This window comes from Pseudomonas sp. P4_C8 (assembly GCF_056401975.1).
In genome coordinates, this window is record NZ_JBFUIH010000038.1 from 57,800 (window position 1) to 69,169 (window position 11,370).

At 54.9% G+C, this 11,370-nt stretch carries 13 protein-coding genes; 10 read left to right on the forward strand and 3 right to left on the reverse strand.

The window, feature by feature from the left end:
- Window positions 1–466: 466 nt before the first annotated feature.
- The 3 genes from AC1DWM_RS22460 (at window position 467) to AC1DWM_RS22470 (ending at window position 2,396) form a co-directional block, all read left to right on the forward strand.
- Window positions 467–997 carry a DMT family transporter gene (locus tag AC1DWM_RS22460; protein ID WP_477796135.1) on the forward strand — a complete coding sequence of 177 codons (531 nt, stop codon included), beginning with the start codon at window positions 467–469 and terminating at the stop codon, window positions 995–997.
- Window positions 998–1,185: 188 nt separating this feature from the next.
- Window positions 1,186–1,905, forward strand: a complete 720-nt coding sequence (locus tag AC1DWM_RS22465; protein ID WP_477796136.1) for a hypothetical protein — start codon at window positions 1,186–1,188, stop codon at window positions 1,903–1,905.
- Between the two features lie 68 nt (window positions 1,906–1,973).
- Window positions 1,974–2,396, forward strand: coding sequence for a VOC family protein (locus AC1DWM_RS22470; RefSeq protein ID WP_477796137.1), 423 nt, complete (start codon window positions 1,974–1,976; stop codon window positions 2,394–2,396).
- Between the two features lie 8 nt (window positions 2,397–2,404).
- Here the strand turns inward: AC1DWM_RS22470 and AC1DWM_RS22475 are convergent, their stop codons facing one another.
- Both AC1DWM_RS22475 and AC1DWM_RS22480 read right to left on the reverse strand, forming a co-directional pair.
- Window positions 2,405–3,310 carry a LysR family transcriptional regulator gene (locus tag AC1DWM_RS22475; RefSeq protein ID WP_477796146.1) on the reverse strand — a complete coding sequence of 302 codons (906 nt, stop codon included), beginning with the start codon at window positions 3,308–3,310 and terminating at the stop codon, window positions 2,405–2,407.
- A 218-nt stretch (window positions 3,311–3,528) separates the two neighbouring features.
- On the reverse strand, window positions 3,529–4,434 hold the full coding sequence (locus AC1DWM_RS22480; RefSeq protein WP_477796138.1) for a LysR substrate-binding domain-containing protein: 906 nt from the start codon (window positions 4,432–4,434) through the stop codon (window positions 3,529–3,531).
- Window positions 4,435–4,571: 137 nt separating this feature from the next.
- Here AC1DWM_RS22480 and AC1DWM_RS22485 point away from each other — a divergent pair, with 137 nt between their 5' ends.
- Genes AC1DWM_RS22485 through AC1DWM_RS22500 form a run of 4 tightly spaced genes read left to right on the forward strand, consistent with a single transcriptional unit; the run spans window position 4,572 to window position 7,632 of the window.
- Entirely contained in the window at window positions 4,572–5,393 is an 822-nt protein-coding gene (locus AC1DWM_RS22485) for an ABC transporter substrate-binding protein (RefSeq protein WP_458370656.1), read from the forward strand.
- An 11-nt stretch (window positions 5,394–5,404) separates the two neighbouring features.
- The gene (locus tag AC1DWM_RS22490) at window positions 5,405–6,085 is read left to right on the forward strand and encodes an amino acid ABC transporter permease (protein WP_477796139.1); all 681 of its coding nucleotides are present in this window, start codon (window positions 5,405–5,407) and stop codon (window positions 6,083–6,085) included.
- A 30-nt stretch (window positions 6,086–6,115) separates the two neighbouring features.
- Window positions 6,116–6,892 (forward strand): amino acid ABC transporter ATP-binding protein, encoded by a 777-nt coding sequence (locus tag AC1DWM_RS22495; RefSeq protein ID WP_477796140.1) that lies wholly within the window; start codon window positions 6,116–6,118, stop codon window positions 6,890–6,892.
- A gap of 8 nt (window positions 6,893–6,900) precedes the next feature.
- Window positions 6,901–7,632: an MBL fold metallo-hydrolase gene (locus tag AC1DWM_RS22500; RefSeq protein ID WP_477796141.1), complete on the forward strand. Its 732-nt coding sequence runs from the start codon at window positions 6,901–6,903 to the stop codon at window positions 7,630–7,632.
- Window positions 7,633–8,275: 643 nt separating this feature from the next.
- On the opposite strand, the gene AC1DWM_RS22505 is transcribed toward AC1DWM_RS22500, so the two are convergent.
- Window positions 8,276–8,734 (reverse strand): winged helix-turn-helix transcriptional regulator, encoded by a 459-nt coding sequence (locus AC1DWM_RS22505; protein WP_477796142.1) that lies wholly within the window; start codon window positions 8,732–8,734, stop codon window positions 8,276–8,278.
- A 135-nt stretch (window positions 8,735–8,869) separates the two neighbouring features.
- On the opposite strand from AC1DWM_RS22505, the gene AC1DWM_RS22510 reads away from it, so the two are divergent.
- From AC1DWM_RS22510 to AC1DWM_RS22520, 3 genes are all read left to right on the forward strand, one after another.
- The gene (locus tag AC1DWM_RS22510) at window positions 8,870–10,153 is read left to right on the forward strand and encodes an MFS transporter (RefSeq protein ID WP_477796143.1); all 1,284 of its coding nucleotides are present in this window, start codon (window positions 8,870–8,872) and stop codon (window positions 10,151–10,153) included.
- Window positions 10,150–11,046: an EamA family transporter gene (locus AC1DWM_RS22515; protein WP_477796144.1), complete on the forward strand. Its 897-nt coding sequence runs from the start codon at window positions 10,150–10,152 to the stop codon at window positions 11,044–11,046. Before AC1DWM_RS22510 ends, AC1DWM_RS22515 begins: the two co-directional genes overlap by 4 nt.
- Window positions 11,047–11,261: 215 nt before the next feature.
- Window positions 11,262–11,370: hypothetical protein (locus AC1DWM_RS22520; RefSeq protein ID WP_477796147.1), on the forward strand; the 109-nt coding region annotated here is incomplete at its 3' end.

Below are 11,370 nucleotides of genomic sequence, written 5' to 3' on the forward strand. Positions count from 1 at the left end.
TGGTGTATGTCACCTGTTTTGTCGCTCGACGTTGGGCATAGGGGTGCTGACAATCAAATAGGCCACGGGGAGGAGAACCCCGTTATTCAAGGCATTCAGCCTGAATGGATGACTAAACTGGACGCAATGACAAAACAACAACCAATGTCCGAAAATGGGTCATATGTAGCGAAGACGCGGGGCCCGAATTACCCCCTAGCCCCACCCCTTCGGGAGGACCCATTGTTTTTTCTGAATTTCCGGCATGCCGTGCGAGGGCGGATGGTTTTCGAAGATGTCTTTACTGTTGTGAATCACCTACCCGCTTAACCAAAACTGGCATGAGGAGTAGCTTGCCCGCCTAGGCACGTACTTAACGCGATACATTCGTCAGGCGAATATTGCATGTGCGTATTGTCGATTTCCATTCATAAGTCCTATACATCAATATCTCCCCATCCACACCGAAACACGAGAGGTTACGGTCATGTTTGGGAAGATCTCGATTCTTGCAAGTGTTCCAATGGGCCTGGCTCTGATTGCCGGCGCCTTGATTCCTCTACAAGCCTCCAGCAATGGCGCCCTTGGCCGCGAGCTCGGTCATCCACTCTGGGCTGCCCTTACTTCGCTGATCGTCAGCTCAGCTGTACTGATCGCCACCATCGTGGTTCTTCGCATACCGCAGCCAAACATTGCGGGAGCGTTGCAGGGGCCTTGGTGGCTCTGGATAGGTGGATTCAGCGGGGCCATTTACGTCGCAATGGCCACCTTCCTGCCCCCAAAGCTTGGCGCTTCGAACTACATCTTGTTCGTGATGGTGGGCCAGGTCATAGCCGCAATGCTAATCGATCACTTTGGCCTCCTCGGCCTGACCGCGAAGCCAATTAACCTTGTTCGGGTTGCAGGGGTGCTGATCATCTTCTTGGGATTGATCGTGGTTCAAGTGGGCTCAAACAAAGCGCCCGCTAATTCCGGAAAGTTGATTCAGACCGCAACGGTCAACGCGAACCTCAAATAAACCAGAGCCTCCCTTTCAGCTGGTTGTCGCTCTTAGTAGCCAGCCATTTTTATTCAGGTCGACCCTCTAGTCGAACCAACGGACGCGGCTTGCGTGCGAACAGCCGAGAAATTTTTCTCGACAGACATGAGGTGCATATGAACGGAAGTTCGGCACCATATTTTCGTAAAAAGATCGGAGTGTTATTTATGAATATCGTGAAACTGCAATTCAGTGACGGCCGTCCGAACGCTGTCGGCCTTGAAGAAGTAAACGCCGTGCTTCGGAGCGTAGGTGTTCGTGCAAGCACCGTGAGCATTCCGGACGCAGCCAAACCCATTTTGAAAGCATCGCAGTCCCGCACTGTCACCGAGGCCGAGCAAGAAGAACTGATCAAGCTCTTCAGCCTGAACCGAGCAGAGTTGCTTGAGCAGATCGAACTGGCTGGCCGTGTGCCCGAGACGCCACGTGGCGGCCTTCTTTCTACCCGTCAGCCTGGCGTTGCCCCCTATCCCAAGGTCTACGACATGCTGGCCATCCCTGACGAACACCGTGCGGGCGTTCTGGAGAGCTTCGGTCGCTTCCACGTCAACATGGCCGAGAACGGTGTAGGTATCGATGAAGTGATGACCGTCGTGTCGGGCGGCCCCTTCACCTGGATGTTCGTGCTGCCCGAAGGAGTTGTAGTACGGCTCACCGTTGGCCCAGCCAGTGAGGAAGCAGCGATTCGCTTGAGTTATCCAGGCATGGGCATTCACGCAGGATACATGGATGCGAAACAGGGCTTGATCGTGGCATATGCTCACGGCCCCGAAGAGTTCGTAGTCCACTACGACGAGCCTACTGCGCCTCATGCGTCTCTGTTGAACACCAATCCTTGGGTGGATTTTTCCGGCGGCATGCCCACCCTATACGACAAAATCCACTAAGCCTTCCGTTCACGAACCTCCATACCTTTGAGGAGTGGAGGTTCGTTTTCACTTTAGGAGCCGATCAAATGTCTATTTTCAGAGTCCAGCACATCGACCACGTTGTCCTGCGAGTGGAGGACATGGAGCGGAGTGTCGATTTCTATACTCAGGTTCTTGGGTGTGCGATCAAAAAGCGCAACGAACAATACGGCATGATCCACCTCGGAGCAGGAAGCTCGATGATCGATCTGGTGGATATCAATGGTCCCTTGGGTGCCATGGGCGGGGGGGCTCCAGGGAAAGAACGACGTAATGTTGATCATTTCTGCCTTCGAGTCGAACCCTTCGATGAGCAGGCAATCCTCGCCCATTTGCGAGCCTATGGCATTGCTGCTGACAAAGCGGTGACTCGGTATGGGGCGGAAGGCGTAGGCCCATCGATCTATTGCTTCGACCCAGACGGAAATCAGATTGAGCTCAAAGGGCCATCAGAAGCGGGCACCGCTTGAGCCAGAGATCAGGTGCCTCGGCTGCAACTCAAGATCGCTTCCCTGATCCACCTGTTTGCAGGATCTGCTTCCTTGCGGGTATGCCAGGCCTGCTGATATGACAAAACAGGAAGATCGAGAGGCGCATCGAACGTTCGGAGCGTTGGATATCTATCAAGTCCACTGACGGCCCAGCTCGCAACGGTCAGGATAAGATCTGTGCCGGCAATGAGCTCGATTGCGGCGCTCCAATGAGGAAGTGCCACAGCGATTCTTCGACGCAGTCCCATGCTTGCCAGCACCCTTTCGATCTCGTCATTCGCATCAGGCCGAAGGGCAAGCATCACATGCGGACGCTCCAGCCATTCCTCTAGCGTCAGGCAGCCACATTCCGGTAGGGCGCTTTCGTCGGCGAGGCTGACAAAATGCTCCGGGAAAAGCTCCTGCACATGGATGCCATCCGGATACTCCGGAAAGATGCCAAGCGCCACATCGAGCTCACCATCAGCTAATTGGGCCATCATGGTTTCACGACTCGCTTGGCTGACAGCCAGATCCACTCCAGGCGCTACACTGCGAACATGCCGTACCAAGCTAGGCAGTACCCGGCGAGTGGCATAGTCGGACAGCGATAGCCGGAACCGTGCTTGAGAGCTGCTGGGGTCGAAGTCAGAAGCCCCCAGCAAGTCATTGAGGTGCCTTAACGCCTGTTCAAGAGGTCCTAGCAAGCTTTGAGCTCTGGCGGTGAGCACCAATTGCCCGTCGCGGCGGATCAGCAACTGATCGTCAAAGTGCGCTCGAAGTTGAGCCAGGGCATGGCTGACAGCTGGCTGGCTTTTATGCAGTCGAACCGATGCCCGAGTCACGTGCCGCTCCAACAACAATGCATGAAGGGTTAGCAATAGATTTAGGTCGATTCTTCGTAGCTCTTCCAGCATTGGCTCGAATCTGTCAGGTGCGTCAGGACARCGTACCAAACTGTCGTAAGCGATGACAGATCACTCTACCGGAGCAGGGTGACGACTTCCGGAGCATTACCGAAAATGTTGCATCGACTGGTTGACTCCACACCCCAAAGCGAACGGTCACACTCGAAGTCAGCGGGTTGAAACCGTCATACTGTCGTATGAGCCGGCTCCCTACGAAAAGCTATTTACACCTGAGGCATAACAGGTAGTCGCGATTGCGCAATCAACCACTCGATGAAATTGCTCACTTCCTCACGATCGCGATTACCTTCGCTGCACACGCAGTAATAGTTCTGCAAAGCCGGCACGGCAAGGGCGAGAGGCTGTACCAGTCGGCCTTCATCGAGATCGCGGGCGGACACTATCTCATCGCTGAGTGCCACGCCGTACCCATCGCGAGCAGCTTGCAGAACCATGCCGAAATCATCGAAGTAAATATCCGAGTCACTCGATTGCCCAAATCGGGCCTGGGACAGCCAGCGGCGCCATTGCGCGCCATCGTCTTCATGAAGCAAACGATAATGAGCCAGGTCGGACACGCTTCGAATGGCCTTGGGGCCGCGCAATAATTGGGGGCTGCATACCGGTGTCATACGGATCCCGTGCAGTAATCGCCACCAGAAGCCAGGCCAGGGAGGGACGCCGTAAATCACGGCCAGATCGGCGCGCCGCCAATCGACTGTATTGAAGTAACTTGCGGTGATGACATTCAACTTGATGTGCGGATTGTCATCCATGAACGCGAAAAGCCGCGTGGCAAGCCAAGTTACGCCATGCACGCTGGGGATAGAAAGCGTCAGTTCGATTTTCTGCCGTTCTCCCTGATGTTCACTGGATAGCTGGCGCACCCCATCCTGGATTTCGCAAATCGCGTTGGCTACCCGATGTTGCAACAGGCGGCCATTGTCGGTCAGGACCAGTCGTCGACCTTGTTTCTCGAACAACTCCTTACCCAGACCGCTTTGCAGAACCCGAAGCTGCTGACTGATTGCGCCCGTGGTGACATGTAACTCCACCGCCGCTGCGGCAATATTGCCCAGTCGTGCGACACATTCGAATACCCGAAAACTATGGAGAGGTGGGAGCGCCATTTCTGTGCCTATATTTCAGTTTTACTAAATAATAACCCTATAAAAAGTTTAGCTTGTTTGCCCTCTTTGTCGCCAGCACCATTGCCCTGCGTTACCGCATTCCTCCTCTAAACCACCAAAACAACAAGAGAAATGTCATGAACCAAGTAGCCGCAGTTTTTCTGGGTTTGGGTATGGCCAGCAGCTTGGCCGTCGCAGCTGATATGAGCAGCACGAAACCTTCGTTCGCTCAGGGCGACACATTAAAAGTCTGTACGGCCGGCGAGTTTCCACCGATGGAGTTCTACGCCAAGCCCGGCGACACCCAGATGGTTGGTTTTGAGGTGGATGTCATGGCTGCGCTGGCCAAACACTGGGGCGTAAAACTCCAGTTGGTTGTGGGCGATTTCAAAGGTTTGTTGCCGTCTCTCGACTCAGAACGTTGTGATGTCGTTGCCAGCGGCATGACCCTTACCAGCGAACGTTTGAAGCGCTACGACGGTGTTGGCTATTTCAAATCGTCCAAGGTCATGGTGACGTCGGCACAGGATGAGCAAACCCGCAAGCCGGAGGATCTGAGCGGCAAGGTGATCGCTATCGAGGCGGGCACCACCTACGAAGACACGGTAAAGGCTCTCAACAAACAGCTGGTAGAAAGCGGTCGTAAGCCCATCAGCATGCAGACGTATCCGTCGGCTTCGGCGGTTATCCAGCAGGTTCTCGTAGGGCGAGCAACGGCGACGATCACCCAGGATACAACGGCGGCTTATCGCAGTACCCAGGTACCTGGGAAACTACAGATTACCTATACCTATCCCGACGCTGACCTGTTTGGACTTTACCTGCGCAAGAACACTGCCGATTTGCAAAAACTCAACAATGCGTTGGGTGCCTTGCAGCAAAGTGGTGAGCTGAAAACGCTGCTCGCCAAGTGGAATCTGCCGACCCAGTCGACAGACGTCCAATTGGCTCAGCAGTAAGGGTGAGCGTCATGGTGTTTGATTCTTCGTTATTCCTGGACGCCGTATTTGGCTGGCCGCTGGCTAAAGGGGCGCTGCTGACCCTTGTGTTGTCGGTTGGCGTGATGGCGTTGTCGATGGGCGTTTCGCTGTTCACCGGCTCCTGTGCAACTTCGTCGCGGCGCGGCGTGCGCTGGTCGATGGCCAGTTATGTGTGGTTGTTCCGTGGTGCTCCGGCGTTGCTGGTCTTGCTGTTTATCTGGAATGGGCTACCGCAACTGTTCCCCAGTTTTCGTGGCGGCTGGTTCACGCCTTTTCTGGCGGCATTCATTGCTCTGACGCTGATACAGATCGCCTATCTGACCGAGATATTTCGCAGTGCATTTGCTGCGGTGAGCAGCGGCCAGCGAGAAGGCGCAGCGGCATTGGGCCTGCATCGATGGCAAGTGTTCATGCTGGTGGTGTTGCCGCAAGCCTTACGTATTGCGCTGCCCGCTTTGGTTAACGAGTTCATCTCACTGCTCAAGGCGACTTCCCTGGCGACCATCATCTCTTTGAATGAATTGATGACCACCACTCAGTTTGCAATTGCCACGAGCTTTCAGTTCCTGGAGTGGTACAGCGCGGCGCTGGTTTACTACATGTTGCTGGTCTCGGTATTGACGGGCATGCAGATGCGCGTCGAGCGCGTTCTTTCCAATGGCTACCGCTAAGGGCGGTTGTTCGGCAAAACAGGAGACACCATGAAACTGTCCATTGATACGCCAGTCGAGCTTGCCAAAACTCAGCCAACTGCGGTGGAAATTCGGGGGCTTGGCAAATGGTACGGGGCGTTCCAGGTACTGAAAAATGTTGATCTGGATGTCCAGCAGGGCGAACGGGTAGTCATTTGCGGGCCCTCCGGTTCTGGCAAGTCCAGCCTGATTCGCTGCATCAATCGCCTGGAGGAACACCAGGAAGGACGCATCGTCGTCGACGGTGTGGAGCTTACCGGCCAGCTCAAACGCATCGATCGGGTGCGTAGCGAAGTGGGCATGGTGTTTCAGCACTTCAATTTATTTCCCCACCTCACCATTCTTGAGAACTGCACCTTGGCGCCACGCTGGGTACGCAAGATGCCTCGTCGAGAAGCAGAGGAACTGGCCATGCATTACCTGGAGCGGGTACGCATCCCGGACAAAGCCCACTGCTATCCGGCCAAACTCTCGGGTGGCCAACAGCAGCGAGTCGCTATTGCACGAGCCTTGTGCATGAACCCCCGGGTGATGCTGTTCGATGAACCGACCTCGGCGCTGGACCCGGAGATGATCAAAGAGGTGCTCGACACCATGGTTCAACTGGCGGAAGAGGGGATGACCATGGTCTGTGTTACCCACGAAATGGGCTTTGCTCGCAAGGTGGCTGACAAGGTTGTCTTCATGGACGCAGGTCAAATTGTCGAGTGTGGTTCGCCTGATCAAATATTTACCCAGCCAAGCCACGAACGAACCCAGCGCTTTCTTGGCCAGCTTCTGCATTGAGGTGCCCCATGAGGGATGAATGGTACGAAAGGCAGGATCTGGGCAATGGCATTACGCGCTTGAGCGAGCCTCATGTGCACCGCTACTTTGCCGCTAACCTCTTTCACGTGCGAGGGCGCGATGCCGATCTGGTGATTGATTTCGGCATGGGGTTGGTTCCGTTACGACCGGCCCTGGCTCTGGAAGAAGGTAAGCGGCTTGTTGCGGTGGCGACCCATATTCATGCTGACCATGTTGGCGGTTTCCATGAGTTCGAAACACGACTTGGGCATCCGGCTGAGGCGGAAGACTTTGCCTGCATGGTTGATCAGGACACCTTGGCTCATGTGTTTCGCAGCTTGCCGGGCGCAGTGGAGCTATCACCGTGCCTGAACTGGTCGCCGGAGCACTACTGCATCAGGCCGGCTCCATTGACTCAGACCGTGGAGGAGGGTGACATCATCGACCTGGGAGACAAACAGCTACGGGTACTTCATTTACCCGGTCACTCTCGTGGTTCGATTGGCCTGTTCGACGAATCGGCAGGTGTGCTTTTCAGTGGTGATGTCATTTACATCGGTGGTTTGGTCGATAACCTGCCCTGCTCGAACCAGACTCTTTACCGTCAGACGATGCAACGTTTGATCGATCTGGAGGTGCAGTGCATTCACGGAGGACACGGCGCAGCCATGTCCTCCGAGCAGATGAAAGCTATTGCGAGGCAATATCTTCACGGCACATCAGCCAAGGCAACGATCTGATCGGGCGGGTTGAGGGCCGAGTCTGTCTCGGGTTCACTCGCTTCGTCGCTTTAAATCCTCTTATAAGATTAATTTCGGTCCTCGGCTCCAAGCCTTACAGGGCGCGCTCTACGGCGCTTTCGCCCCTGTCGGGCATCTTGCTCCTGTCTTACTCGGCAGTGGGCGTTTCCACGGATTGACTCCTGGAGGTTTGCGAGGCGTTCAGGCTTTGTGTGGTGTGGCGTCTGACCGGTCGGGAGTGTTTCTAATTCGACTTCCCATCGACTTGGGAATCAGGACCGCCCCTTGGCGTTTGCACAGGAAGCTGTTTTAAATCCTCTCGTATGGTTGTTTCTTGAAAGGCAGTGCAGCCTTTGCTCTGTAAGGCCTGTAGAGGATTACCGGAATCTCCGGATCTAACACCGGTCAACCTGAGCCGTGACCAAATTGAACCCGTATCTAACGGTGCCCGGAGATACCTTCGGGTTACCTTGGCGCCTCAGGAGGCGAAGCGGTCATATCCAGCGTCCGTTTTTGGCCGATTTCTGCCCGTCGCGACAGGCAAAAATCGGCCAAAAGCGGACATGCTCTTCTCAACTGCGCTTAGCATACTGGCTTGAATTCGCCTAGGGTCGTTCTGGTGTGAGGTAAGTCTGTTGTCGATTCACGCCCCGATGGCAACAAGTCTCACCCTGTGGCAGTCAGACGGCCCAAGTTTTTGACCGCTTGATGAGCGGACATCAATTGGCATCACAGACTGTCCGGACTCATTGTCCAACAGCACAGAACGCGCCTCTTCCGGCTTGAACAGGAAACGTTCGCCCCACTGCCTCATACTGACCACAACCGGAAAGATCTCCCGTCCTTTGTCCGTAAGGACGTACTCCTTGTAGGCGCTTCCATCTGACGCCGGTCGAACGTCGAATACACCGGCCTCAACCAACGTTTTCAGACGCGATGCCAAAATATTTTTGGCCACGCCCAAGCTCTTTTGAAACTCGCTGAATCGGCGAATGTCGTCAAATGCGTCGCGGATAATCATGAGCGACCAGCGATCCCCAATTGCCTCCAGTGTTCTTGCTACCGGGCATTCGCTGCTTTGCGGTGAAGCGCCTTCGACCATCGTATTTACCTTTTGGATAAGGGTTGCCAAGTCTGTCGATCAATCTGGAGCAACATGGTTGCAATTTGAAACCAAGTTTGGCAATAATTAAAACTAGTTTCCAATTGAAACCAGTTTAACGCCATGGAGGCGTGCATGACAGCAGATGCCGACTCAGCCACCAAACGTTTCTCCAGGCAGACTTCGGGATTGCCGCATACGGATACCGGAGAAAGCAGCAGGACCGACCGGTCTCCGGGGCTTTCTCCCTCGCTCACGTTATTGTTTTCCGTCACCTGCGCACTTGCAGTAGCCAATGTTTACTTTGCCCAACCCTTGCTCGCCTCAATCGCTGAGAGCCTGGGCGTCGCCTCAGGATTGATCGGGGTCGTGGTGACAGCCACTCAGGTTGGATACGCGCTGGGGTTGCTGTTCATCGTACCGCTGGGCGATATGGTCAACCGTAAACGGCTGATTTTGACTCAAGTGATGTTGTCTGCAATTGCGCTTGCGGCAGTCGGCGCATCACAGCAATGGCTGACCCTGCTGGGAGCCATGAGCGTGATGGGCTTACTGGCAGTGGTCGTTCAGGTGCTTGTGGCATATGCCGCCGTGCTGGCAACGCCATCACAACGTGGGCAGGCAGTGGGAACCGTAACCAGCGGAATTGTCCTGGGCATTCTTCTGGCGCGGTTTACCTCTGGGCTGATCGCAGATCTAGCGGGTTGGCGCGCCGTTTATTTCGTTTCCTCAGGATTGATGCTTACCATTGCGGCGGTGCTCTGGAAAGTGGTTCCTGCCGCAGTGTCGCCACGCAATCAACACTCCTACCAAGCTCTCATCCGGTCGTTCTTCAAGCTGTTCATGACCGAACCGGTTTTGCGGATCAGGGGCCTGTTGGCCTTACTGATCTTTGCCGCTTTTTCCGTGCTATGGACATCCATGGTGCTGCCGTTGAGCGCTCCGCCGCTGTCGCTTTCACACACTGCCATCGGCATGTTCGGCTTGGCCGGCGTCGCCGGTGCCCTTGCTGCCAGAAGAGCCGGTCGCTGGGCCGATCAAGGTTTGGGACAACGAGTTACCGGTATTTCGCTGGGGCTCCTCACGCTTTCTTGGTTGGCCATCACTTTTGCCGAGACGTCCCTGATAGCGCTGGTCTGCGGAGTGGTCTTGCTCGACTTCGCGGTGCAAGCAGTACACGTCACCAACCAGAGCCTCATTTTTGCTGCACGACCCGACGCCCAAAGTCGCATGGTCGGCGCATACATGTGCTTCTACTCGGTCGGTAGCGCGCTGGGAGCGGCAGCCGCGACTCAGGTTTATGCGCTTTGGGGCTGGATGGCAGTAAGCCTGCTGGGCGCCTTGATCAGCGCTACAGCTTTAGCGCTGTGGGTTCTTACAAGTCATTTCCCAACGAACATTCAAGGACGATCAGTATGAAAGCCGGGCACCTACTACTCGCTATCTCGATTACTGCCATATGGGGCGTGAATTTCTCGGTTATCAAACTGGGCCTCACCACCGTTGATCCGCTGATTCTTGCTGGCATTCGCTTCACGCTTTGCGCACTACCAGCGATCTTTTTCATTCCGAAACCTGATGTGCAATGGCGCTACATTATTGGTTACGGAATGGTCTTCGGTATCGGACTTTGGGGCGTCGTTAACATTGGCATCAAGTCTGGTCTTTCAGCAGGCATCGCTTCGCTGGTGCTTCAGTTCAGCGCGTTTTTCACCATCCTGCTGGGCTCATGGATATTCAAGGAAGCGATTTCCCGCTACCAACTTGCGGGTATAGGTATCGCCTCCTGTGGCTTGTTGAGCATCATCTCAATTGTTGATGGGACAGTAACGACGGCCGGGCTGTTCTTGGTGCTGCTGGGAGCGGTCGCCTGGAGTGCGGCCAACGTGATCAACAAAAAAGCGAAGACCACCCAGGTCTTCGCTTTCCTGGTGTGGTCCAGCGCGTTCTCGCCCATCCCGCTTTTCGCGCTTGATTACGCTGTTAACGGCTCGACGGGTTACAGCGCATTGGTGAATCAACTCGACTACCGCGCCGTCCTGTCGATCCTGTTCCAGGTATACCCTAATACACTGTTCGGCTACTGGGTGTGGAATTCACTTCTGAAACGATATCCAGTGTCTACAGTCGCGCCATTGTCGTTATTGGTGCCGGTATTCGGACTGCTCGGTTCAGTCATAATTTTCAATGAGAGCCTGTCACTCAACAAAATCGTTGCAGTCGTTCTCATCGTGTCGGGTCTTGGCGTCGGCTTATACGGACAGCGCGTCCTCAGTGCGGTGCTCAAGCGTTCTGACCGATGTCCATCGTGATGTAACAGCACGAGCTGGAGACCTTCTGAACACTGCTGAAGCCTAGGGTGACTTCTGCGCTCAAGCTTTAGCAAGAAGACACCATAGATTCATTCGATATGGATGACTGGCAGCTTCGCGCCCTTCGTGACAGGCAGAAATCGGCCCAGAGTGTGTAAAAACGCATTCGCGAACCCTTGCTATGATTTCTGAGGATTTCATCGCAGGGATCGCCCATGAAGCGCTTTATCCAAGGTGAACATCGAGGCCAAGGCACCTTACTTCCCGAGAGCCTCGACGACTACGTCAGCGATACCAACCCGGTGCGCGTAGTCGATGTCTTCG